Here is a 22,022-nt window from a genome sequence, read left to right as displayed (position 1 = left end):
TCCAATAGGGCGTACAGGCTTTTTTAAACGAGCTAAAACCTGCCGCTGCATGTGCATACTTCATGCAATAAGGGCATATACCCGAGATTCAATAGGTGGCTCAGAAATTTCCTACTGTATCGCTAGGTTTCTCCGACAAGGTGAACTTTGCCCACGGGTCTATCCTCAGAACCCTTACTGACGCAAAACCACCGTTCGAGGAGAAAGCTATGAGTATCGTTAAAAAGGCATCCGCGCATTGGGAAGGTGATCTGAAGACAGGCCTGGGTTCCATATCCACTGAAACCGGCGTGCTGCGCGAAGCGCCCTACGGCTTCAAGGCCCGTTTCGAAGGAGGCAAGGGCACCAACCCTGAAGAGCTTATCGGCGCAGCTCACGCCGGCTGTTTCTCCATGGCGTTTTCCATGATTCTCGGCGATGCCGGGCTCAAGGCTGACAGCATTGATACCCAGGCCGAAGTGACCCTGGACCAGGTCGAGGGCGGATTCGCGATCACTGCCGTGCACCTGATCCTTAAAGCCAAGATCCCGGGCGCGAGCCAGGCGCAGTTCGATGAACTGAGCAAAAAGGCCAAGGAAGGGTGCCCGGTGTCCAAAGTGCTGAATGCAACCATCACCTTGGATGCCACGCTGGTCAACTGACACAGCAGTACTCTTGTGTGGGAGCGGGCTTGCTCGCGAATGCGGTGGATCAGCCGATATCTCGGTGACTGACACTCCGTATTCGCGAGCAAGCCCGCTCCCACATTTTCAGTTGTGCGTTAAATCAGAACTCGTGTTTGTAAAATGTGGTCGAATAGCCCATGCAGCCTAGGCGCACACTCGTGCGCAGCGCATTCAGGGAGCTACACACATGAAACGTTTTGCCTTGGCAATCATCTGCGGTGTATTGGCCACTTCGGCCGTGGCCGCGCCAAAAGATTGTGAAGAGCTCAGGAAAGAAATCGAAGTGAAGATCCAGGCCAAGGCGATTCCGTCCTACACCCTGGAAATCATCACTGCCGAAGAAGCCAAGAACCATGACGAAGCCATGATCGTCGGTTCGTGTGAAAACGGTACCAAGCGCATCATCTATCAGAAAAACAACGACTGACTCAGATGCAGTTGACGCTGCGTTCTTCGGCCAGCAACTGGCGCGCTGAGTCATACAGCCGGATGTTGGGCGTGAACGCCAGCGAGCGACCTTCGAGCACATAGCGTTGGCCGGCCTGGAAATGGTCGTACTGCAGGGTCATGAAACAGGTGCGATACATCATCTGGCTAAGGCCCCCCAAACCGCCGCCGGCGGGCACTTCAAAGTCAAAGCGCACCATCAGCTCGTGAGGGCCGGGAGGCATTTGGAAGAAGCGCCCGTCGTTGAGGTTTTTCCCGTCCAGGCGCTGAGCCATGACCAATTTGGAGCCCGGCGTCGGCGTGGTGAAATCCACCCAGGCCTGTTGCGGGTCGACAGGCGGGATGGGGGCCGAAGTGCAAGCGCTGAGCAGGAGGGCGGCAACGGGCAATGGAAACTGACGCATGGCAGGTACTCAACGCGAGAAGAGCCTTGAGTATAAACATGCCGCGCCATGGAAAAATCCCGTTCAAGCGCGATAGTCTGGCGAATAAATCACCCAGGAGCAGTCGGGGCATGATCAGGTGTTTTCTTCCAGGGTTGATGGTTGTGCTACTCAGCGGTTGTTCCAGCGTCAGTTATTACAGTCAGTTGGCGAGCGGTCAGTGGCAGTTATTGCGGGCCCGGGAGCCGGTTGCCGAAGTTATCGCCGACCAGACTCGCCCTCAACTATTGCGCGAGCATCTCGTGCAATCGCAAAAAGCTCGCACCTTTGCCAGTGAGCACTTGCATCTGCCTGATAATCAAAGCTACCGGTTATACGCCGATATCGGCCGGCCCTATGTGGTCTGGAATGTCTTCGCCACGCAGGAATTTTCTCTGGCTCCTGAAAACCACTGCTTTCCCATCGCCGGTTGCGTTGCCTATCGCGGCTACTACAACCAAGGCGCGGCGCGTGGCGAGGCGGCGCTGTTGCGGCAACAAGGCATGGACGTGTCGATCGGTGGCGTCGAAGCCTATTCCACCCTGGGGTGGTTCAACGACCCGATCATGAGTTCGATGATGAGTTGGGGTGATGAGCGCCTCGCGACTCTGATCTTCCACGAACTGGCCCACCAGCGTTTCTACGTGAAGGATGACACCGAGTTCAACGAGTCATTCGCCACGTTCGTCGAGCAGGAAGGCACCCGTCAGTGGCGGGCGGCACGGGGCCTGGCGCCTGTCAGCGATGCGGCGTTGAAGCAGCGTGATCAGTTCATCCGACTCATTCTCGATACCCGCAAGCGCCTGGAAGCGTTGTATGCGCAGCCGTTGGCAGCGGACGCGATGCGCCGGGCCAAAGCGGCGCAATTCGAGCAGTTGCGCAGCGAATACCGGCAACTGCGTGATAGCCAATGGGGTGGTGACAAGCGTTATGACGCCTGGATCAACCAGCCGATGAATAACGCTCGGCTTTTGCCGTTTGGGTTGTATGACCAGTGGGTACCGGCGTTTGCGGCGTTGTTTGCGCAGGAAGGTGGGGATTGGGTGAGGTTTTATGCGGCGGTGGAGAAGTTGGGTGGGTTGCCGGTGGAGCAGCGTAAAGCGGCGTTGAGGCAGTTGGAGAAGGTTGGCCGTTAGGGCCTCATCGCAGGCAAGCCAGCTCCCACAGTTGACCGCATTCTCATGTTGAAAATCGGCCAACTGTGGGAGCTGGCTTGCCTGCGAAAGCGGTCTCAAGGCCGCTGCAAAAACGCCTGGTGCATCTGGTCCAACGTCTCGAAGTGCCAGGTCGGCGCTTCGGCACTCAACTCTTCAAAACTGCCGAACCCATACCCTACCGCCGCCGAATCCAACCCATTGCTGCGTGCGCCGATCAGGTCATGCTTGCGATCACCGATCATCAAGGTTGTGGCCGGGTCCAGCCCTTCCTCACGGATCAAGTGGGCGATCAACTCGACCTTGTTGGTACGCGTGCCGTCCAGTTCGCTGCCGTAAATCACCTTGAAGTGCTTGGCAAAGTCGAAATGCCGCGCAATCTCGCGGGCAAATTCCCATGGCTTGGAGGTGGCCACGTACAGTTGGCGCCCTTGGCTGTTGAGTTCCTCCAGCAATGGCATCACGCCGTCGAACACGCGGTTTTCATACAGCCCGGTGACCTTGAAGCGCTCGCGGTAGAAATTCACCGCTTCCCAGGCCTTGGCCTCGTCGAAACCGTAGAACTGCATGAACGCTTGCAGCAGAGGCGGGCCGATGAAGTGTTCAAGCTTGGTCAGGTCAGGTTCGTCGATGCCCAATTTGCCAAGGGCGTACTGGATCGAACGGGTGATGCCCTCACGCGGATCGGTGAGCGTGCCGTCCAGGTCGAAGAGGACCGTTGGGTGGTTGAGGGTCATTGATCGAATCCTTCTGCCAGGTGCAGGTCCTTGAGCTTCACGTAGTTCGCAGCGCTGTAGGTGAAAAAGGCGCGCTCCTTGTCAGTCAGCGCGCGGACCTGTTTAACCGGGCTGCCCACATACAAAAAACCACTGTCGAGTTTCTTGCCGGGTGGCACCAGGCTGCCGGCGCCGATGATCACGTCGTCCTCGACCACGGCGCCGTCCATCACGATGCTGCTCATGCCAATCAAGACGCGGTTGCCCACCGTGCAACCATGCAGCATGACCTTGTGGGCGATGGTCACGTCGTCGCCGATCAGCAGCGGGAAACCATCAGGATTGAACGGCCCTGCATGGGTAATGTGCAACACGCAGCCGTCCTGCACACTGGTGCGTGCGCCGATGCGGATGCGGTGCATGTCGCCGCGAATCACGGTCAGCGGCCAAACCGAGCTGTCGGGGCCGATTTCGACATCGCCGATCACCACCGCCGAAATATCGACAAAAGCCCCGGCGCCCAGGGTTGGCGTGTGGTTCTGATAGGTGCGAAGGGTCACGATAGCCTCTCTCTCTTCTGCTGATAGCTGCGGTGGGTGTTGATTGTAATTAAGATGGCCCCATCTTTGTTCTTACATGTTTCTTCAGCCAAGGTGCCAACCGTGAGCGCGAACAACCCTCTTTTGCAGTCCTACGACCTGCCGCCGTTCTCGGCGATCCGTGCCGAGCACGTCCAGCCGGCCATCGAACAGATCCTCGCCGACAACCGTGTGGCTATCGCAGACATCCTGCAAAGCCAGGGCAAAAATCCGACATGGGCCGGTCTGGTCCTGGCCATGGATGAACTGAACGACCGCCTTGGCGCTGCCTGGAGCCCGGTCAGCCACCTCAATGCAGTGTGCAACAGCGCCGAGTTGCGTGAAGCCTACGAGGCTTGCCTGCCCGCCTTGAGTGCCTACTCCACCGAGATGGGCCAGAACCGTGAACTGTTCCAGGCTTTCGACGCCTTGGCCAACAGCCCCGAGGCCGCCGGTTTCGACGTGGCGCAAAAAACCATTCTGGAACACTCCCTGCGCGATTTCCGCCTGTCGGGTATCGACCTGCCGCCGGAGCAGCAAAAGCGCTACGCCGAAGTGCAAAGCAAGCTTTCCGAGCTGGGTAGCAAATTCTCCAACCAGTTGCTGGACGCTACCCAGGCCTGGACCAAGCACGTCACCGATGAAGCCACCCTCGCCGGCCTGACCGACTCGGCCAAGGCGCAAATGGCTGCCGCCGCCCAGGCCAAGGGCCTCGACGGCTGGCTGATCACCCTGGAATTCCCCAGCTATTACGCCGTGATGACCTATGCCCAGGACCGCGCCCTGCGTGAAGAGGTCTACGCGGCCTACTGCACCCGTGCGTCGGACCAGGGCCCGAATGCCGGTCAGAACGATAACGGCCCGGTGATGGAACAGATTCTCGACCTGCGTCAGGAACTGGCCCAATTGTTGGGTTACGCGTCCTTCGCCGAGCTGAGCCTGGCGACCAAGATGGCCGACTCCAGCGACCAGGTGCTGAGCTTCCTGCGGGACCTGGCCAAACGCAGCAAGCCGTTCGCCACACAGGATCTGCAACAGCTCAAGGCTTACGCCGCCGAACAAGGCTGCGCCGACCTGCAAAGCTGGGACAGCGGTTTCTATGGCGAAAAATTGCGTGAGCAGCGCTACAGCGTGTCCCAGGAAGCCCTGCGTGCTTACTTCCCGATCGACAAGGTGTTGGGCGGCCTGTTTGCCATTGTGCAACGCCTGTACGGCATCGAGATTGCCGAACAGAAGGGCTTCGACACCTGGCACCCGGACGTTCGCCTGTTTGAAATCAAAGAAAATGGCGAGCACGTCGGGCGCTTCTTCTTCGACCTGTATGCCCGCGCCAACAAGCGTGGCGGTGCCTGGATGGACGGTGCCCGCGATCGTCGTCGCACCGTCGATGGCGTGCTGCAAAGCCCGGTCGCCAACCTGGTGTGCAACTTCACGCCAGCCGACAGCGGCAAGCCTGCGCTGCTCACCCACGATGAAGTCACCACCCTGTTCCACGAATTCGGCCACGGCCTGCATCACCTGCTGACTCGCGTCGAGCACGCCGGTGTATCCGGGATCAACGGCGTGGCGTGGGATGCGGTGGAATTGCCGAGCCAATTCATGGAGAACTGGTGCTGGGAGCCCGAGGGCCTGGCGCTGATCTCTGGCCACTATGAAACCGGCGAGCCCCTGCCCCAGGATCTGCTGGAAAAAATGCTCGCGGCGAAGAATTTCCAGTCCGGCCTGATGATGGTGCGTCAGCTGGAGTTCTCGTTGTTCGACTTTGAGCTGCACGCCACTCATGGCGATGGCCGCAGCGTGGCGCAGGTGCTTGAAGGTGTACGTGATGAAGTCTCGGTGATGCGTCCGCCGGCCTACAACCGCTTCCCCAACAGCTTCGCACACATCTTCGCCGGTGGTTATGCGGCGGGTTACTACAGCTACAAATGGGCCGAAGTGCTTTCGGCCGATGCCTTCTCCAAGTTCGAAGAAGACGGTGTGCTCAATGCCCAGACCGGGCGTGCGTTTCGCGAAGCGATCCTGGCGCGTGGCGGTTCCCAGGCGCCGATGGTGCTGTTCGTCGACTTCCGCGGACGGGCGCCATCGATTGACGCACTCTTGCGCCACAGCGGCCTGAGTGAGGACGCGGCAGCATGAGTGAAGCGCCTGTGATTACCAAAAAGCAATTTATCGCCGGGGCGGTCTGCCCGGCGTGCAGTGAGCCGGACAAGTTGAAAATGTGGACCGAAGACAGCGTGCCGCACCGCGAATGCGTGGCCTGCGGGTATACCGATACGTTGAATGATCAGGGGCTTTCGGTGCCCAAGGAGTTGGGCACGCGGGTCAATACATCGGCATTGAAAGCGCCGGCGGATCCAAAAGTGCAGGCGGTGCAGTTCTTCCCCAATCCCAAGCTCAAAAAAGACTAAACCGGACTCACTGTAGGAGCGAGCTTGCTCGCGAAAAACGTTAACGATAACGCGGTTTCCCTAAGTAAACGCGGTGTCATTCAGTTATTCGCAAGTAAGCTCACGCCTACAATTTTTTCTCTTCCTGGCCCGTTGTGGTGATCCAGTCTTTCATTGAGCACAACGCGAACGCGCTGGTGCTGCAATCGCCATTCGCCAAAGCTGTACGCAACTTGTCTACATCGGCTTTCATCATGTAGCGAACCCCGTCCTTGAAGCCATTGCTGCTGCCGAAGCCGCCCAAGGTCATCTCGTTCAGCGCGTCCTCCTTGCTCCATCCCTGAACCACCACCCGATACATCGCTGCCATCAGGCCAGTCCGGTCGGCGCCGTGCTTGCAGTGCATCAACACCGGGCCATCTGCTTCTGCTGTCTGAATCGCTCTGATCGCCGCCAACACGTCGGAATCGTCGACATGGTTGGTGCGATAGCTCAACTGCACCTGTTTGATATCAGATGATTTAAGCCACTGCGCATCAGATTCCGGCAAAAAGTTGATGACGGTAGCGATCTTGAGTTCTTCCAAAATGGGCAGTGCATCACCGTCTGGCAATGCGCTGCGATAGAGCGTGGGCGTCATTTGATGCAGGTTGTACTGGTCACCCACTGGTTGGGCCCATTCCGGCGAGCGGATCGAGATCGCGTCATCGGCCTGGGCTTGAAGCGTGTTGAACAGGGCCATGACCGCCAAGCCGAGGATAGGCAGTAATCGTGTGTTGAACATGGACAGTGTGACCGAATAAGGAAGTGGCTGATGGGCCGTAGATTCGCTTAGGGGCGGTCAATGTCGCGTGAGGTCTTCGTCAAAGAATTGTGATTCATCCGATCTGATCCGGTGTTTTTCTCGCTGAATCGACTCTTCTCAATTCTTAGCCTGCTATCATTTGTAACTATTGTTTGCCAATGTGTTCTATGTTTTTGGATCCCATTGCTTGGCAAGCCTTCACGCTGCTCCCAGAAGCGGCGGATAAACCCGTGACCACATGATGAGGTGTATCCATGTCTGATCAAGATCAAGACAACCCCCGGCGTGACTTTCTACGCAAATCCTTGACCTTGATCCCGGTGGTCACGGTTGCCAGCACCGGCCTGGGTGGTTCGATGCTGATGGCCACGCCGGAGCCTGCCCAAGCGGCGCCGGCCAAACCTGCGACGAGCGATAAAGCCTATGAGCCGAGCTATTTCACGGCCGAGGAATGGGCGTTCATCAACGCCGCCGTCGAGCGCTTGATTCCGGCTGATGCCCAAGGCCCTGGCGCACTGGAAGCTGGCGCGCCGGAATATATCGACCGCCAGATGAACACCCCTTACGCCAGCGGCGCCCTGTGGTTCATGCAAGGTCCCTTCAACGCCGATGCGCCGCCGGAAATGGGCTGGCAGAGCAAATTGGTACCCAAGGAAATCTATCGCCTGGGTATCGCCGCAACGGACGCTTGGTCGAAAGCGTTCAACGGCAAGGCTTTTGCTGCGCAAGACAGCGCTACCCGAGACGATATGCTACGCCGTCTGGAGGCTGGCGGCAGCGAAGTTGCCGCGCACTTCGACGCCGTGCCGCCAAAGATGTTCTTTAACCTGTTGCTGCAAAACACCAAGGAAGGTTTCTTCTGCGACCCGATCCATGGCGGCAATAAAGGCATGGTCGGCTGGACCATGATCGGCTTCCCCGGCGCCCGCGCCGACTTCATGGATTGGGTGGAACGCAACGAGCAATACCCCTTCCCGGCTGTTTCCATTCGCGGCGAGAGGGCATAAACGTGGCGACCATCATGAAGAAAGTGGATGCGGTGATTGTAGGCTTTGGCTGGACCGGCGCGATCATGGCCAAGGAGCTGACGGAAGCAGGCCTCAACGTGGTAGCGCTGGAGCGCGGCCCGATGCAGGACACTTATCCGGACGGCAACTATCCCCAAGTCATCGACGAATTGACCTACAGCGTGCGTAAGAAGCTGTTCCAGGACATTTCCAAAGAGACAGTAACCATTCGCCATAGTGTGAATGATGTGGCCTTGCCCAACCGTCAACTCGGTGCGTTCCTGCCGGGTAATGGCGTGGGCGGCGCGGGGCTGCACTGGTCGGGCGTGCATTTTCGTGTCGATCCGATCGAGTTGCGTATGCGCAGCCATTACGAGGAACGCTACGGGAAGAACTTCATTCCCAAGGACATGACCATCCAGGATTTCGGCGTCAGCTATGAAGAGCTGGAGCCGTTTTTCGACTATGCGGAAAAAGTCTTCGGTACCTCCGGGCAGGCCTGGACGGTCAAAGGTCAGTTGGTAGGCGAAGGCCGTGGGGGCAACCCTTACGCGCCGGATCGTTCCAACCCGTTCCCGTTGGAGGCGCAGAAGAATACGGTCTCCGCACAACTGTTTCAGAAAGCAGCTACGGAGGTGGGTTACAAGCCTTACAACCTGCCGTCGGCCAATACGTCGGGGCCATACACCAACCCCTACGGCGCGCAGATGGGACCGTGCAATTTCTGCGGCTTTTGCAGTGGCTACGTGTGCTACATGTATTCCAAAGCGTCGCCGAACGTGAACATCCTGCCGGCCCTGCGCCAGGTGCCCAACTTCGAGTTGCGGCCCAATTCCCACGTACTCAAGGTCAACCTCGACAGCACCAAGAAAAAAGCCACTGGCGTGACCTATATCGATGCCCAGGGCCGCGAATGCGAACAGCCGGCAGACCTGGTGATTCTGGGCGCGTTCCAGTTCCATAACGTGCGCCTGATGTTGCTGTCGGGCATCGGCAAACCCTACGACCCGATTACCAATGAGGGCGTGGTAGGCCGCAACTTCGCTTACCAGAACATGGGCACCATCAAGGCGTTCTTTGATAAGGACACCCACACCAACAACTTCATCGGCGCGGGCGGCAATGGCGTGGCCATCGACGACTTCAACGCCGACAACTTCGACCACGGCCCCCACGGCTTCGTGGGGGGCTCGCCGATGTGGGTCAACCAGGCGGGCAGCCGGCCGATTGCCGGTACTTCCAACCCGCCGGGCACGCCGGCCTGGGGCAGCGCCTGGAAGCGTGCCACCGCCGATTACTACACCCACCAGGTGTCGATGGATGCCCACGGTGCCCATCAATCCTACCGGAGTAACTATCTGGATCTGGATCCGGTTTACCGCGATGCCTACGGCCTGCCGCTGCTGCGCATGACGTTCGACTGGCAGGAAAACGACATCAAGATGAACCGCTTCATGGTCGAGAAAATGGGCAAGGTCGCACAGGCGATGAACCCCAAGGCCATCGCCGTGTTGGGTAAAAAAGTCGGTGATCACTTCAATACCGCCTCTTACCAGACCACCCACCTCAACGGCGGCGCCATCATGGGCACCGACCCGAAAACCAGTGCGTTGAACCGCTACCTGCAGTGTTGGGATGTGCACAACGTGTTCGTCCCGGGCGCGTCTGCTTTCCCACAGGGCTTGGGCTATAACCCTACCGGCCTGGTGGCAGCGTTGACCTATTGGTCAGCTCGAGCAATCCGCGAGCAGTACCTGAAAAACCCCGGCCCACTGGTTCAGGCATAAGGAGCGATGACCATGAAAGCACTCGTTATCGCCTCCCTGGCGCTCTTCAGCAGCTGCTCGGTGAGCGCTGCGGAATCTGACTTGATCAAGCAGGGTGAATACCTGGCACGTGCCGGCGACTGCGTGGCTTGCCACACCGCCAAAGGCGGTAAACCCTTCGCCGGTGGCCTGCCGATGGAAACACCCATCGGCGTGATCTACTCCACCAACATCACCCCAGACAAGACCGGCCTGGGCGACTACAGCTTCGAAGACTTCGACAAGGCCATGCGCCATGGCGTCGCCAAGAACGGCAGTACGCTTTACCCGGCGATGCCCTACCCGTCCTACGCGCGTGTCAGCGATAGCGATATGCAAGCGCTGTATGCGTACTTCATGAAGGGCGTCGAGCCGGTCGCCCAAGAGAACAAGGACAGCGATATCCCCTGGCCTTTGAGTATGCGTTGGCCGCTGGCCGCGTGGCGCTGGATGTTTGCGCCGGCGGTCGAGGCGCAACCGTCACCAGCCGCAGCGGATCCGGTGATCAGCCGTGGCGCGTACTTGGTGGAAGGCCTGGGACACTGCGGCGCCTGCCATACGCCGCGTGCCCTGACCATGCAGGAAAAAGCCCTGAGCGCCACTGACGGCAACGACTTCCTGTCCGGCAGCGCGCCGTTGGAGGGCTGGATTGCGAAAAGCCTGCGTGGCGACCACAAGGACGGCCTCGGCAGCTGGAGCGAAGAGCAACTGGTGCAGTTTCTCAAGACCGGTCGCAGTGACCGCAGTGCGGTGTTCGGTGGTATGAGCGATGTTGTCGTCCACAGCATGCAGTACATGTCAGAAGATGACTTGACCGCTATCGCCCGTTACCTCAAGAGCCTGCCGGCGGTGGACCCTAAGGATCAGCCGCACCAGTACGACAAGCAGGTGGCCGAGGCGCTTTGGAAAGGTGATGACAGCAAGCCGGGCGCCTCGGTGTATATCGACAACTGCGCGGCCTGCCACCGCACCGATGGCCATGGCTATACGCGGGTGTTCCCGGCGCTGGCGGGTAACCCGGTCGTGCAGACGGCGGACGCCACGTCGTTGATCAACATTGTGTTGAACGGCGGCACCTTGCCGGCGACGCATACCGCGCCGTCCACCTTCACCATGCCGGCATTCGCCTGGCGCCTGTCGGACCAGGAAGTGGCCGATGTGGTCAGTTTTATCCGTGGCAGCTGGGGCAACCAAGGGGCGCCGGTAAACGCCAGCGATGTGGCAGGCCTGCGCAAAAGCGATATGCGCACCACGTCGGGCGATGATCTGGGGCAGGTGACGCAAAAGCACTGATCCCACTCTAGCCGCCCAACGGCACTGGTCAGCAACCCCGCGCCTCGATACTGTATATAAAAACAGTATCGAGGCGTTTTCATGACTACTGCGCTGCCGCCCCGGGGTCGGGGCACGGCCACCAACCTGCACAACCGGTTTGCACCTACGGTCAGCGTGGCCGAGGACGATGGCTGGTACCAGGAGGTGCCGCCCACTCAAGGCACCGAAGTGCGTATCGAAACGGCCAAGACCATCATCACCCGCAACAACTCGCCGGACTTGCCGTTCGATCGCTCGATCAACCCTTACCGCGGCTGTGAGCATGGGTGCATCTATTGTTATGCACGGCCCAGCCATGCCTATTGGGACATGTCCCCGGGGCTCGACTTCGAGACCCGGCTGATTGCCAAGAGCAATGCGGCCGATGTGCTGGAGCAGCAGCTGTCCAAGCCTGGCTATGTGTGCGCGCCGATCAACCTGGGCTCTAACACCGATCCGTACCAGCCTATCGAACGCGAATACAGGATCACGCGGCAAACCCTTGAAGTGCTGCTACGCTACCGTCACCCGGTGACGATCATCACCAAGGGCTCGCTGATCCTGCGTGATCTGGACCTGCTCACCGAGTTGGCCCGTCAGCGCCTGGTGGCGGTGATGATCAGCCTGACCAGCCTGGATGACGAGCTCAAGCGCATCCTGGAGCCACGCACGGCGGCGCCCAAGGCGCGGTTGCGGGCCATTCGGGTGATGCGCGACGCGGGTATTGCGGTGGGTGTGTTGTGCTCGCCGATGATTCCGATGATCAACGACAGTGAGCTGGAAAACCTGCTGACCGAGGCTCATGCGGCCGGTGCGCAAAGCGCGGCGTACATGATGCTGCGCCTGCCGTTGGAAGTGGCGCCGCTGTTCGAGGAGTGGCTGGCGGCACACTACCCGCAGCGTGCGGCTCATGTGATGAGCCTGGTGCGTCAGGTACGCGGGGGTGAGGTGTATGACAGCCGCTTCGGTGTGCGCATGCGGGGTGCAGGGCCCTTTGCCGATTTGCTGGCTCAACGCTTCAGCAAGGCGATCAAGCGTTTGGGGCTGAACCGACGCGAAGGATTCAACCTGGATTGCACCGCATTCTGCCCACCGGGCAGACAGATGACATTGTTGTAAACTGAAGAAGATGGCGGTGAATTTACCGTAGGAATAGTCGCCTTTTGACATCACTGAAACCCGCGATCTAGAGCGTTTCATTCAGTTTGAGTTAAGTTTCAGCGGTTACCTTGTTCAGCGAGTGACTGACGAGTCGGTGCCCTGTTCTGCGGTGGTTTTACAACTATTTCACTGCCCTGGCGTCGAACTGACCTGAACCCTCCCCTGCATTGATCAAGAGGATGAATCATGAGTGACAAGGATAAACAGCCGTTGGCTGCGTCGGCTTCAGCCCCTGTGGCGGAGTCCGCCGATGCAGCGCTGCAACACATCGTTGACGGTTTTTTGCATTTCCATCACGACGTCTTCCCTCAGCAGGAAGAACTCTTCAAGAAACTTGCCACGGCCCAGAGCCCGCGGGCAATGTTCATTACCTGCGCCGACTCGCGCATCGTGCCCGAGCTGATTACCCAAAGCTCCCCGGGCGACCTGTTCGTGACCCGTAACGTCGGTAACGTGGTGCCTCCCTACGGCCAAATGAACGGTGGTGTCTCCACGGCCATCGAGTATGCGGTGCTTGCCCTTGGTGTACAGCACATCATTGTGTGCGGGCACTCCGACTGCGGCGCGATGCGCGCGGTACTCAACCCAGACAGCCTGGAAAAGATGCCGACGGTCAAGGCATGGCTGCGTCACGCCGAGGTCGCCAAGACCATGGTCCATGACAACTGCGACTGCGCCAACGAAGGCGAGAGCATGGCGGTGCTGACCGAAGAAAACGTTATCGCCCAACTGCAACATTTGCGCACCCACCCTTCCGTGGCTTCGCGCATGGCCAATGGTCATTTGTTTATCCATGGCTGGATCTACAACATCGAGACCAGCGAAATTCGGGCCTACGATGCGGACAAAGCGGCGTTCCGACCGCTGAACGGCACCGAGCCGATCCCTTCAGCGACGCCTAAAGCGCGCTTCTAAAACACTTCCCTGCCGGGTAACGCGGTGGCTGCCATGGACGCAGCCAGGCTTTACCGCGCCCGGCGAATGCCTCGGGAGAGTCATCATGCGTGCTGCTCAATTGAAAGCTGTTTTGCCACGAGAGCTGCTCGCCTCGGTGGTTGTTTTTCTGGTTGCCTTGCCGCTGTGCATGGGCATTGCGATCGCATCCGGTATGCCGCCGGCCAAGGGGCTGATCACCGGGATCATCGGTGGCCTGGTGGTGGGCTGGTTGGCGGGGTCGCCGCTGCAAGTCAGCGGCCCGGCGGCGGGTTTGGCGGTACTGGTGTTCGAACTGGTGCGCCAACACGGCATGATGATGCTGGGGCCGATCCTGCTGCTGGCCGGCTTCCTGCAGCTGGTGGCCGGGCGTTTGCGCCTGGGTTGCTGGTTTCGTGTCACGGCGCCGGCGGTTGTCTACGGCATGTTGGCGGGGATCGGCGTGTTGATTGTGCTTTCGCAGATCCATGTGATGCTTGATGGGGCGCCCAAGCCATCCGGGCTGGATAACCTGGCAGGCTTCCCGGCGGCGGTGGCTGAAGCGCTTCCGACCTTGGGTGGCGGGCTCGGGTGGCAGGCCGGCCTGCTCGGTCTGTCGACCATGTTGGTCATGTACCTGTGGGACAAATTCCGCCCGCGGCAATTGCGTTTTGTGCCGGGCGCCCTGCTGGGGGTGGGGCTGGCGACCGTCACCAGCCTGGTGCTGGCCCTGCAGGTCAAGCGCGTGGAGGTCCCGGAAAATCTCGCGGATGCCATTGACTGGCTGCGCCCCAGCGATCTGCTCAACCTGGCTGACCCACAGCTGTTGATCGCAGCTTTCGCCGTAGCGTTTATCGCCAGCGCCGAAACCCTGCTGTCTGCCGCAGCGGTGGATCGTATGCACAGCGGCCAGCGTTCCGATTTCGATAAGGAATTGTCTGCCCAAGGTGTCGGCAACATGCTCTGCGGCCTGGTGGGTGCCCTGCCGATGACCGGCGTGATCGTGCGCAGCTCGGCCAACGTCCAGGCCGGGGCTACCACTCGCTTGTCGGCGATGTTCCATGGCCTGTGGTTGCTCGGCTTCGTGCTCTTGCTGTCGAGCGTGCTGCAAAGCATTCCGGTCGCGAGCCTGGCGGGTGTGCTGGTGTACACCGGGATCAAGCTGGTGGACGTCAAGGCGTTCAAGGCGCTGGGACGTTACGGGCGGATGCCGATGTTCACCTATGCGGCCACGGCACTGGCGATCATCTTCACCGACTTGCTGACCGGTGTGCTGGTGGGCTTCGGACTTACGCTGCTCAAACTGGCGTTCAAGGCTTCGCGGCTGAAAGTCAGCTTGATCGACCTGCCTCAAGAGGGGGAGATGGAGCTGCGCTTGACGGGTGCGGCGACCTTTCTGAAAGTGCCGGCGCTGACTCAGGTGCTGTCGGCGGTGCCTGCGGGGACCACGTTGCATGTGCCGCTGAGTAACTTGAGTTACATCGACCACTCTTGTCTGGAATTGCTGGAGGAGTGGGGACGGGCCAATGCGGCCAAGGGCTCGACGCTGGTGATCGAGGCACGGGGATTGAAGCGCCGGTTGGAAGGTCGGGTACGTACGACGGTGGGAATAGGTTCGGCGCCGTCCGTTACCTGACGAAACCCGATCAAAAAATGTGGGAGGGGGCTTGCTCCCGATAGCGGTGGACCAGTCAAAATCTCTTTGGCTGATACACCCCAATCGGGAGCAAGCCCCCTCCCACATTTGATCGCCGTAAAATGGCAGTTTTATGCAGGCTGATCCAGCGTCAGCTCAACCCCAAGCTGGCGCGACAGGCACGGCCAGCGCTTCCATGCCGCTTCGGTGCTCGGGCTCTTCAGGGTCTCGCGGTACGCCTCGACCGACTCCAGCGCAAAACTGTCTTCGTTGAGCATTTCATCCACTGCGTGGTGTACGGCTTCATCCAATTGGTTGGCGAATGTTTCGCCGATCAATTGATGGGCAATCACGTTGGCCACGGTGGTATCCGCCGGAATCAACGGCTGGCCGAAATGCTTGATATACAGATCGTTGACCTCCTCCACCAAGCGATGGGCCAGGTAAGCTTCGTCCAGCAGGCCGTCCAGACCTTCGTGGCCGGCCAGGATCGCGGGGGGTTGCAGGAAGAAGTGTTCGGCGATTTTCAGCACCGGCTTGATCTGGCTTTCAATTCCGGCCTCGCGGGCCACGTCATTGGCAGCGTCCAGCAAATCGGGAACCAGGTCGATGTAAGCGGTGACAAAGCGCGTCATAACGATGTTGCGATCACCGTCAGCCAGGGAAATGGCCGAGTGCAGGTGCGGCAATTGTTGTCCCAACTGAGTGGCAAGTTGGCCGGTGCTGGCTTCGTGTTGATGGGCACGGGAAATCTGCTCGCGCAATGCGGCGGTGTTCATGAAGGCTCCAGTGAAACAGGCGTAGGAAAAGGGAGAGGATAAGGTAGTTCGTTTATACGAGCGCCTAAGACGCATTTGTCATAATTATTTCATGGTTATAGGCAGGCGTTATATCGAAATGCCATCGTTCGTCGGATAAACGATTCCGCCGCCCATTTTACGGGGTCCGTCTGTCTGTTTCTATTCATTTGCCCCCACACATTGCGGGGTTGCTAGGGCTGTCTATACTCGGTTTTGTACGCAATTAGCTGATGACGCCCAACTGCATGGCGCAGGCAAGGCTTGGCGGTTGTAAGCAGTATGGAAGCCGCTCCCTTGGCCGCAGGTGCAAACCGGCGGGATAACAAGAAACATAAAGGGGAACCCGCAATGACGCGACATCCACACGTATGGATGGGCCTCCTGTTGTGGTCGGTATTCGGCCAGGCGCACGCCGCCTGGACAACGAATATGGCGCCAGGGGCTACTGAAGTCAGTCACGCCGTGTTTGACCTGCACATGACCATTTTCTGGATCTGTGTGGTGATCGGCATCGTCGTGTTTGGCGCGATGTTCTGGTCGATGATTTTGCACCGGCGATCCACGGGCCAGGTCGCGGCCAAGTTTCACGAGAGCACCACGGTGGAAATTCTCTGGACGGTCGTGCCCCTGCTGATCCTGGTGGCCATGGCGATTCCGGCGACCAAGACCCTGATCAACATCTACGACAGCAGTGAGTCGGATATCGATATCCAGGTCACCGGCTACCAGTGGAAGTGGCACTACAAATACCTGGGCCAGGATGTGGAGTTCTTCAGCAACCTGGCCACGCCCGCCGAGCAGATTCATAACCAGGCCACCAAGGGCGAACATTACCTGTTGGAGGTCGACCAGCCGCTGGTGCTGCCGGTGGGTGCCAAGGTGCGCTTTCTGGTGACCGCCGCCGACGTGATCCACTCCTGGTGGGTGCCGGCCTTTGCGGTCAAGCGCGATGCCATCCCGGGCTTCGTCAACGAGGCTTGGACCCGTGTCGAGAAACCCGGCATCTACCGCGGCCAGTGCGCCGAACTTTGCGGCAAAGACCACGGCTTCATGCCCATCGTGGTCGAGGTCAAGTCCAGGGCCGACTACGACACCTGGCTCGGCGAGCGCAAGGAAGAAGCGGCCAAGCTCAAGGAACTGACCTCCAAAGAGTGGACGCTGGACGAACTGGTGGCCCGTGGCGACAAGGTCTATCACACCACCTGCGTTGCCTGTCACCAGGCTGAGGGCCAAGGTTTGCCGCCGATGTTCCCGGCGCTCAAGGGCTCGAAAATCGCCACCGGCCCCGCCGCCGATCACCTGGGCATCGTCTTCCACGGTAAGCCCGGCACCGCGATGGCAGCCTTCGGCAAACAACTCTCGGAAGTGGATATCGCCGCCGTGGTGACTTACGAGCGTAACGCCTGGGGCAATAACAAAGGCGACATGGTCACGCCCAAAGACGTGCTGGCTTTGAAACAGGCCGAAAGCAAATGACTACTTTCAACGCCAATACCCTGAATCGCCCCGCTCACTCGCTTGCAGGAGAACGGCCATGAGCACTGTGATCGACCACGGTCATGCCGACCATGCCCACGGCCCCGCCAAAGGCTTGATGCGCTGGGTGCTGACCACCAACCACAAAGACATCGGCACGATGTACCTGTGGTTTGCCTTCACCATGTTCCTGCTCGGTGGCTCGTTTGCCATGGTGATCCGCGCCGAGCTGTTTCAGCCAGGCCTGCAGATCGTGCAGCCGGCGTTCTTCAACCAGATGACCACCATGCACGGCCTGATCATGGTGTTCGGCGCGGTGATGCCGGCCTTCGTCGGGCTGGCCAACTGGATGATCCCGCTGATGATCGGCGCGCCGGACATGGCCCTGCCGCGCATGAACAATTTCAGCTTCTGGCTGCTGCCGGCGGCGTTCCTGCTGCTGGTCTCCACCTTGTTCAGCCCCGGTGGCGGGCCGAACTTCGGTTGGACTTTCTATGCGCCGCTTTCCACCACCTATGCGCCGGAAAGCGTGACGTTCTTTATCTTTGCCATCCACCTGATGGGCATCAGTTCGATCATGGGCGCGATCAACGTGGTCGCCACCATCCTCAATCTGCGCGCCCCCGGCATGACCTTGATGAAGATGCCGCTGTTCGTGTGGACCTGGCTGATTACTGCGTTCCTGCTGATCGCGGTGATGCCGGTGCTGGCGGGCTGCGTGACCATGATGCTGATGGATATCCACTTCGGTACCAGCTTCTTCAGCGCGGCCGGTGGCGGTGATCCGGTGCTGTTCCAGCATGTGTTCTGGTTCTTTGGCCATCCCGAGGTGTACATCATGATCCTGCCGGCGTTTGGCGCCGTCAGCTCGATCATCCCGACCTTCTCGCGCAAGCCGCTGTTTGGCTACACCTCGATGGTCTACGCCACGGCGAGCATCGCGTTCCTGTCGTTCATCGTCTGGGCGCACCACATGTTCGTGGTGGGCATTCCGCTGGTGGGTGAGTTGTTCTTCATGTATGCCACCCTGCTGATCGCCGTGCCCACGGGGGTGAAGGTATTCAACTGGGTCAGCACCATGTGGCAGGGCTCGCTGACGTTCGAGACGCCGATGCTGTTTGCGGTGGCCTTCGTGATCCTGTTCACCATTGGCGGCTTCTCCGGGCTGATGCTGGCGATTGCCCCGGCGGACTTCCAGTACCACGACACCTACTTTGTGGTGGCGCACTTCCATTACGTACTGGTGCCCGGCGCGATCTTCGGGATCTTCGCTTCGGCCTACTACTGGCTGCCGAAATGGACTGGCCACATGTACGACGAAACCCTGGGCAAGTTGCATTTCTGGCTGTCTTTCGTGGGCATGAACATGGCGTTCTTCCCCATGCACTTTGTGGGGCTGGCGGGTATGCCGCGGCGGGTGCCGGACTACAACCTGCAATTCGCCGACTTCAACATGGTTTCGTCCATTGGTGCCTTTATGTTCGGCGCCACACAGATCTTCTTCCTGTTCATTGTCATCAAGTGCATCCGTGGGGGTACGCCGGCACCGGCCAAGCCCTGGGATGGCGCCGAGGGCCTGGAATGGAGCGTGCCCTCGCCTGCGCCGTATCACACCTTCACCACCCCGCCGGAGGTCAAATGAATACCTCTGTGTGTTGCGAACGCGGTCCATGTGGGAGGGGCGCACCAGCCTTGGGTGGGTGTCATGTCTGACTCCGTGCCGATCAAACGCCTGGTCACCCGCCTGCTGATCCTGGTACTGGCGATGTTCGCCTTCGGCTTCGCGCTGGTGCCGATCTACGACGTGATGTGCAAGGCCTTCGGCATCAACGGCAAGACCGCCGGGCAGTACGAGGGCGAGCAAATGGTCGACCCCTCACGTCAGGTTCGGGTGCAGTTTCTGTCCACCAACGCCATCGACATGGTCTGGGAATTTCATTCCAAGGCCGATGAGATTGTGGTCAACCCGGGGGCGGTCAACGAGATGCTGTTCGTGGCCTACAACCCCACCAATAAGCCGATGACCGCCCAGGCGATCCCGAGTATTTCCCCGGCCGAAGCGGCCATGTATTTCCACAAGACCGAATGCTTTTGCTTCACCCAGCAAGTGCTTCAGCCGGGTGAGCGCATCGAGATGCCGGTGCGTTTTATCGTCGACCGCGCGATGCCCAAGGATGTGAAGCATTTGACCCTGGCGTACACGCTGTTCGATATCACTGCGCGCCAACCGCCCGTGGCCGCGAGGACCGGGGGCTAGCTACTGTTTGCCCCCTCAATCAGGAGAGCGAATACATGTCGACTCATGATACGTACTACGTACCAGCGCAAAGCAAATGGCCGATAATTGCCACGATTGGCCTGCTGGTCACCGTGTACGGCCTGGCGGTGTGGTTCAACGACTTGAAGGCTGCGCGCCCCGAATCCCACGGGCCGTGGATCTTTTTCGTCGGCGGCCTGTTGTTGGCCTACATGCTGTTTGGCTGGTTCGGTGCTGTGATCAAGGAAAGTCGCGACGGGCTGTACAGCGCGCAAATGGACCGCTCGTTTCGCTGGGGCATGACCTGGTTCATCTTTTCGGAGGTGATGTTCTTTATCGCGTTCTTCGGTGCGTTGTTTTATGTGCGGCACATGTCGGCGCCATGGCTGGCAGGTGAGGGCTCCAAAGGCGTTGCGCATATGCTGTGGCCGAACTTCGAGTTCGCCTGGCCCTTGCTCAATAACCCTGACCCCAAGCTCTATCCTGCGCCTGAAGGCACCATCAGCCCGTGGGGCCTGCCGTTGGTGAATACCATCCTGCTGGTGAGCTCCAGCGTGACCATCACCATCGCCCACCATGCCCTGCGTAAAGGCCATCGGGGTGCGCTGAAAATCTGGCTGGCGATCACAGTGCTGTTGGGCCTGGCGTTTCTCGGGTTCCAGGCCGAGGAGTACATCCACGCCTATAAAGAACTGGGCCTGACCCTGGGTTCAGGGGTATACGGCGCCACGTTCTTCATGCTGACGGGCTTTCACGGCGCCCACGTAACCATCGGCACCATCATTTTATTCGTGATGCTGATGCGCATCCTGCGTGGGCATTTCAACGCCGAGCACCAGTTCGGCTTCGAGGCGGCCAGTTGGTATTGGCACTTTGTGGACGTGGTGTGGATCGGGTTGTTTTTCTTTGTTTATGTGCTGTGAGGCGGATTACCAAGGCGCATGAGAGACCAGTTGGCCGCTGAAAAAGCCCCAGGCGATCAAGCCCACGGTGATCACGGCCAGTACCACACGCACGGTCAAGGCAGTGACGAGGCGGTTGGAGTTGCCCTCGTCCTTGACCAGGAAGAACAGGCCACTGAACAGGCTCACGACAGTCGCGATCAGCATCAGGGCAATGGCTGCTTTGAGCATGGTCTGGCTCCAGGGCTACAGAGGGAGGGGCGATGAGATCCAGTATAGCCAGTGCCATGCAGCGCTTTCGTCCAGGTATCGCGCCGACGCTGGTGGTGCTGGTGTTGCTGCCGCTCATGGTGAGCCTGGGGTTCTGGCAACTGTCCCGTGGGCATGAAAAACAGCTGCTGGTGGAGCGTTATGCCGAGCGCCGCGCTGCCGAGCCGATCAGCAGTGCGCAGCTCAATGATATGGCCGACCCTGCCTTTCGCCGCGTCCATCTTCGCGGGCAATTGGACGCTGCGCACAGCATATTGCTGGATAACCGTATGCGTGACGGCAAGGCAGGTGTCGAGCTGCTGCAACCCTTTCAGGACCAGGCTAGCGGCCTGTGGCTGTTGCTTAATCGCGGCTGGTTGCCGTGGCCGGACCGGCGCACGCCGCCGGCCTTCTCCACGCCTGAACAGGCATTGAATCTTGACGCCTGGGTGTACGTCGCCCCCGGCGAGACCTTCCAACTGCATGCCGACCCTGCCAGCGCGCAATGGCCACGTTTGCTCACCGCACTGCATCCCGCCGCGCTGTGGGACGAGCTGGGGCGCAGCGGCTTTGCCTACGAACTGCGTGCCGAAGCGGGCCCGGGTACGTACGAAACCACCTGGCCTATCGTTGCCATGGGCCCGGAAAAACACCTGGCCTACGCAGTGCAGTGGTTCGCCATGGCACTGGCACTGCTGGTGCTTTACCTCTACCTCGGATGGCACAACAAAAAGGAGAAGCCCCATGGGAGCGGCCATGAATCCACCCAGCACGTCTGAAACGCCGGACCGGCGCAAAGGGCGCTGGCAGCTGATTTTGATCCTCATGATGGTGATCGGTCCGATGGCGCTGGCCACCTTCATGTACAAGTTGCAGTTCTGGGTGCCGGACAGCCGCAGCTATCACGGTGAACTGATCGGCAACGGCCAGACCCGTGCCGATATCGGCGTGCAGGCCGGCGAAGGTCGGTGGCAACTGTTGGTCACCGCACCCACCGCCTGCGCCGCCGATTGCCAACAACTGGTGTACTTGGCGCGCCAACTGCAAATCAGCCTTGGCCGTGATGCGTCCCGCGCCAACCATGCCCTGGCGGCTGCGCAACCGCTGAGCACCGACTATGAGGCCAAGCTCAAGGCTGAGTACCCGCAACTGCAGCGCTACCCGCTGGATGTGTCGACCTTTGCCAGGAACGCCGCGGCGCCCGGTGAGGCTCAACTGTGGATCGTCGACCCCCACGGCAACCTGGTGCTGCGCTACGACGCCAAGGTCAAGGGCAAGGACTTGCTCAACGACCTGCGCCTGCTGCTGAAACTGTCGAACATCGGATAG

The 22,022-nt window shown here is 59.7% G+C and carries 23 protein-coding genes; 17 read left to right on the top strand and 6 right to left on the bottom strand.

What is annotated here, in order from left to right; translation table 11 throughout:
* Positions 1 to 209: 209 nt before the first annotated feature.
* Complete coding sequence (locus E4P00_RS22335) at positions 210 to 641, top strand: OsmC family protein (protein WP_003187311.1); 432 nt, start codon at positions 210 to 212, stop codon at positions 639 to 641.
* 211 nt (positions 642 to 852) lie between these two features.
* Positions 853 to 1,092: a DUF1161 domain-containing protein gene (locus E4P00_RS22330; RefSeq protein WP_003187312.1), complete on the top strand. Its 240-nt coding sequence runs from the start codon at positions 853 to 855 to the stop codon at positions 1,090 to 1,092.
* A gap of 1 nt (position 1,093) precedes the next feature.
* Here E4P00_RS22330 and E4P00_RS22325 read toward each other — a convergent pair whose 3' ends face one another.
* Positions 1,094 to 1,516: a hypothetical protein gene (locus E4P00_RS22325; RefSeq protein WP_005783410.1), complete on the bottom strand. Its 423-nt coding sequence runs from the start codon at positions 1,514 to 1,516 to the stop codon at positions 1,094 to 1,096.
* A gap of 110 nt (positions 1,517 to 1,626) precedes the next feature.
* Between E4P00_RS22325 and E4P00_RS22320 the strand changes: the two genes are divergently transcribed.
* Complete coding sequence (locus E4P00_RS22320; RefSeq protein ID WP_032878578.1) at positions 1,627 to 2,670, top strand: aminopeptidase; 1,044 nt, start codon at positions 1,627 to 1,629, stop codon at positions 2,668 to 2,670.
* 95 nt (positions 2,671 to 2,765) lie between these two features.
* On the opposite strand, the gene E4P00_RS22315 is transcribed toward E4P00_RS22320, so the two are convergent.
* Entirely contained in the window at positions 2,766 to 3,425 is a 660-nt protein-coding gene (locus E4P00_RS22315; protein WP_248133095.1) for an HAD family hydrolase, read from the bottom strand.
* Complete coding sequence (locus tag E4P00_RS22310; protein WP_005783413.1) at positions 3,422 to 3,964, bottom strand: gamma carbonic anhydrase family protein; 543 nt, start codon at positions 3,962 to 3,964, stop codon at positions 3,422 to 3,424. Before E4P00_RS22310 ends, E4P00_RS22315 begins: the two co-directional genes overlap by 4 nt.
* Before the next feature lie 102 nt (positions 3,965 to 4,066).
* Here E4P00_RS22310 and prlC point away from each other — a divergent pair, with 102 nt between their 5' ends.
* Together prlC and E4P00_RS22300 are read left to right on the top strand one after the other, a co-directional pair.
* A complete protein-coding gene (prlC, locus tag E4P00_RS22305) occupies positions 4,067 to 6,118 on the top strand; it encodes an oligopeptidase A (RefSeq protein WP_032878576.1) in 2,052 nt (683 codons plus the stop codon).
* A complete protein-coding gene (locus tag E4P00_RS22300) occupies positions 6,115 to 6,390 on the top strand; it encodes a YheV family putative zinc ribbon protein (RefSeq protein ID WP_032878575.1) in 276 nt (91 codons plus the stop codon). Before prlC ends, E4P00_RS22300 begins: the two co-directional genes overlap by 4 nt.
* A 106-nt stretch (positions 6,391 to 6,496) precedes the next feature.
* Here E4P00_RS22300 and E4P00_RS22295 read toward each other — a convergent pair whose 3' ends face one another.
* Positions 6,497 to 7,153, bottom strand: a complete 657-nt coding sequence (locus E4P00_RS22295) for a dual specificity protein phosphatase family protein (RefSeq protein WP_032878574.1) — start codon at positions 7,151 to 7,153, stop codon at positions 6,497 to 6,499.
* A 275-nt stretch (positions 7,154 to 7,428) separates the two neighbouring features.
* On the opposite strand from E4P00_RS22295, the gene E4P00_RS22290 reads away from it, so the two are divergent.
* From E4P00_RS22290 to E4P00_RS22265, 6 genes are all read left to right on the top strand, one after another.
* Positions 7,429 to 8,181: a gluconate 2-dehydrogenase subunit 3 family protein gene (locus E4P00_RS22290; RefSeq protein WP_032878573.1), complete on the top strand. Its 753-nt coding sequence runs from the start codon at positions 7,429 to 7,431 to the stop codon at positions 8,179 to 8,181.
* 2 nt (positions 8,182 to 8,183) lie between these two features.
* Positions 8,184 to 9,968 (top strand): GMC family oxidoreductase, encoded by a 1,785-nt coding sequence (locus E4P00_RS22285; RefSeq protein ID WP_005783418.1) that lies wholly within the window; start codon positions 8,184 to 8,186, stop codon positions 9,966 to 9,968.
* A gap of 12 nt (positions 9,969 to 9,980) precedes the next feature.
* Positions 9,981 to 11,279 carry a cytochrome c gene (locus E4P00_RS22280; RefSeq protein ID WP_248133092.1) on the top strand — a complete coding sequence of 433 codons (1,299 nt, stop codon included), beginning with the start codon at positions 9,981 to 9,983 and terminating at the stop codon, positions 11,277 to 11,279.
* Positions 11,280 to 11,360: 81 nt separating this feature from the next.
* Complete coding sequence (locus E4P00_RS22275) at positions 11,361 to 12,419, top strand: PA0069 family radical SAM protein (RefSeq protein ID WP_248133090.1); 1,059 nt, start codon at positions 11,361 to 11,363, stop codon at positions 12,417 to 12,419.
* Positions 12,420 to 12,647: 228 nt separating this feature from the next.
* The gene (locus E4P00_RS22270) at positions 12,648 to 13,376 is read left to right on the top strand and encodes a carbonic anhydrase (protein WP_005783421.1); all 729 of its coding nucleotides are present in this window, start codon (positions 12,648 to 12,650) and stop codon (positions 13,374 to 13,376) included.
* Between the two features lie 85 nt (positions 13,377 to 13,461).
* Positions 13,462 to 15,009, top strand: coding sequence for a SulP family inorganic anion transporter (locus E4P00_RS22265; protein WP_032878570.1), 1,548 nt, complete (start codon positions 13,462 to 13,464; stop codon positions 15,007 to 15,009).
* Between the two features lie 131 nt (positions 15,010 to 15,140).
* Here the strand turns inward: E4P00_RS22265 and E4P00_RS22260 are convergent, their stop codons facing one another.
* Positions 15,141 to 15,788 (bottom strand): hypothetical protein, encoded by a 648-nt coding sequence (locus E4P00_RS22260; protein WP_032878569.1) that lies wholly within the window; start codon positions 15,786 to 15,788, stop codon positions 15,141 to 15,143.
* A 369-nt stretch (positions 15,789 to 16,157) separates the two neighbouring features.
* Here E4P00_RS22260 and coxB point away from each other — a divergent pair, with 369 nt between their 5' ends.
* The 4 genes from coxB (at position 16,158) to E4P00_RS22240 (ending at position 20,465) form a co-directional block, all read left to right on the top strand.
* Positions 16,158 to 17,285, top strand: coding sequence for a cytochrome c oxidase subunit II (coxB, locus tag E4P00_RS22255; protein WP_005783424.1), 1,128 nt, complete (start codon positions 16,158 to 16,160; stop codon positions 17,283 to 17,285).
* Between the two features lie 58 nt (positions 17,286 to 17,343).
* A complete protein-coding gene (ctaD, locus tag E4P00_RS22250; protein WP_005783425.1) occupies positions 17,344 to 18,927 on the top strand; it encodes a cytochrome c oxidase subunit I in 1,584 nt (527 codons plus the stop codon).
* A 63-nt stretch (positions 18,928 to 18,990) separates the two neighbouring features.
* On the top strand, positions 18,991 to 19,542 hold the full coding sequence (locus tag E4P00_RS22245; protein WP_078822713.1) for a cytochrome c oxidase assembly protein: 552 nt from the start codon (positions 18,991 to 18,993) through the stop codon (positions 19,540 to 19,542).
* 35 nt (positions 19,543 to 19,577) lie between these two features.
* The gene (locus tag E4P00_RS22240; protein WP_005783427.1) at positions 19,578 to 20,465 is read left to right on the top strand and encodes a cytochrome c oxidase subunit 3; all 888 of its coding nucleotides are present in this window, start codon (positions 19,578 to 19,580) and stop codon (positions 20,463 to 20,465) included.
* Positions 20,466 to 20,471: 6 nt separating this feature from the next.
* On the opposite strand, the gene E4P00_RS22235 is transcribed toward E4P00_RS22240, so the two are convergent.
* Positions 20,472 to 20,675 carry a twin transmembrane helix small protein gene (locus tag E4P00_RS22235; RefSeq protein WP_032878566.1) on the bottom strand — a complete coding sequence of 68 codons (204 nt, stop codon included), beginning with the start codon at positions 20,673 to 20,675 and terminating at the stop codon, positions 20,472 to 20,474.
* A 32-nt stretch (positions 20,676 to 20,707) separates the two neighbouring features.
* Here E4P00_RS22235 and E4P00_RS22230 point away from each other — a divergent pair, with 32 nt between their 5' ends.
* Positions 20,708 to 21,472 carry an SURF1 family protein gene (locus tag E4P00_RS22230; protein WP_078822714.1) on the top strand — a complete coding sequence of 255 codons (765 nt, stop codon included), beginning with the start codon at positions 20,708 to 20,710 and terminating at the stop codon, positions 21,470 to 21,472.
* A complete protein-coding gene (locus E4P00_RS22225; RefSeq protein ID WP_005783430.1) occupies positions 21,438 to 22,022 on the top strand; it encodes a hypothetical protein in 585 nt (194 codons plus the stop codon). Before E4P00_RS22230 ends, E4P00_RS22225 begins: the two co-directional genes overlap by 35 nt.

The sequence above is a fragment of the Pseudomonas sp. B329 genome, from assembly GCF_023127835.1.
In the GTDB taxonomy this organism is placed as follows: domain Bacteria; phylum Pseudomonadota; class Gammaproteobacteria; order Pseudomonadales; family Pseudomonadaceae; genus Aquipseudomonas; species Aquipseudomonas synxantha_A.
Note: the sequence above shows the minus strand (reverse complement) of the source record. Positions and strands in the feature narration are given on the sequence as shown.

Bases quoted from the DNA above. Each gene is read 5' to 3' on its own strand.
- E4P00_RS22240 (WP_005783427.1), top strand. From the start codon at position 19,578: ATGTCGACTCATGATACGTACTACGTACCAGCGCAAAGCAAATGGCCG.
- E4P00_RS22290 (WP_032878573.1), top strand. From the start codon at position 7,429: ATGTCTGATCAAGATCAAGACAACCCCCGGCGTGACTTTCTACGCAAA.
- E4P00_RS22320 (WP_032878578.1), top strand. From the start codon at position 1,627: ATGATCAGGTGTTTTCTTCCAGGGTTGATGGTTGTGCTACTCAGCGGT.
- ctaD (WP_005783425.1), top strand. From the start codon at position 17,344: ATGAGCACTGTGATCGACCACGGTCATGCCGACCATGCCCACGGCCCC.
- E4P00_RS22270 (WP_005783421.1), top strand. From the start codon at position 12,648: ATGAGTGACAAGGATAAACAGCCGTTGGCTGCGTCGGCTTCAGCCCCT.
- E4P00_RS22245 (WP_078822713.1), top strand. From the start codon at position 18,991: ATGTCTGACTCCGTGCCGATCAAACGCCTGGTCACCCGCCTGCTGATC.
- E4P00_RS22225 (WP_005783430.1), top strand. From the start codon at position 21,438: ATGGGAGCGGCCATGAATCCACCCAGCACGTCTGAAACGCCGGACCGG.
- E4P00_RS22265 (WP_032878570.1), top strand. From the start codon at position 13,462: ATGCGTGCTGCTCAATTGAAAGCTGTTTTGCCACGAGAGCTGCTCGCC.
- coxB (WP_005783424.1), top strand. From the start codon at position 16,158: ATGACGCGACATCCACACGTATGGATGGGCCTCCTGTTGTGGTCGGTA.
- E4P00_RS22330 (WP_003187312.1), top strand. From the start codon at position 853: ATGAAACGTTTTGCCTTGGCAATCATCTGCGGTGTATTGGCCACTTCG.
- E4P00_RS22295 (WP_032878574.1), bottom strand. From the start codon at position 7,153: ATGTTCAACACACGATTACTGCCTATCCTCGGCTTGGCGGTCATGGCC.
- E4P00_RS22315 (WP_248133095.1), bottom strand. From the start codon at position 3,425: ATGACCCTCAACCACCCAACGGTCCTCTTCGACCTGGACGGCACGCTC.
- E4P00_RS22280 (WP_248133092.1), top strand. From the start codon at position 9,981: ATGAAAGCACTCGTTATCGCCTCCCTGGCGCTCTTCAGCAGCTGCTCG.
- E4P00_RS22275 (WP_248133090.1), top strand. From the start codon at position 11,361: ATGACTACTGCGCTGCCGCCCCGGGGTCGGGGCACGGCCACCAACCTG.
- E4P00_RS22235 (WP_032878566.1), bottom strand. From the start codon at position 20,675: ATGCTCAAAGCAGCCATTGCCCTGATGCTGATCGCGACTGTCGTGAGC.
- E4P00_RS22260 (WP_032878569.1), bottom strand. From the start codon at position 15,788: ATGAACACCGCCGCATTGCGCGAGCAGATTTCCCGTGCCCATCAACAC.
- E4P00_RS22335 (WP_003187311.1), top strand. From the start codon at position 210: ATGAGTATCGTTAAAAAGGCATCCGCGCATTGGGAAGGTGATCTGAAG.
- E4P00_RS22230 (WP_078822714.1), top strand. From the start codon at position 20,708: ATGAGATCCAGTATAGCCAGTGCCATGCAGCGCTTTCGTCCAGGTATC.
- E4P00_RS22325 (WP_005783410.1), bottom strand. From the start codon at position 1,516: ATGCGTCAGTTTCCATTGCCCGTTGCCGCCCTCCTGCTCAGCGCTTGC.
- E4P00_RS22300 (WP_032878575.1), top strand. From the start codon at position 6,115: ATGAGTGAAGCGCCTGTGATTACCAAAAAGCAATTTATCGCCGGGGCG.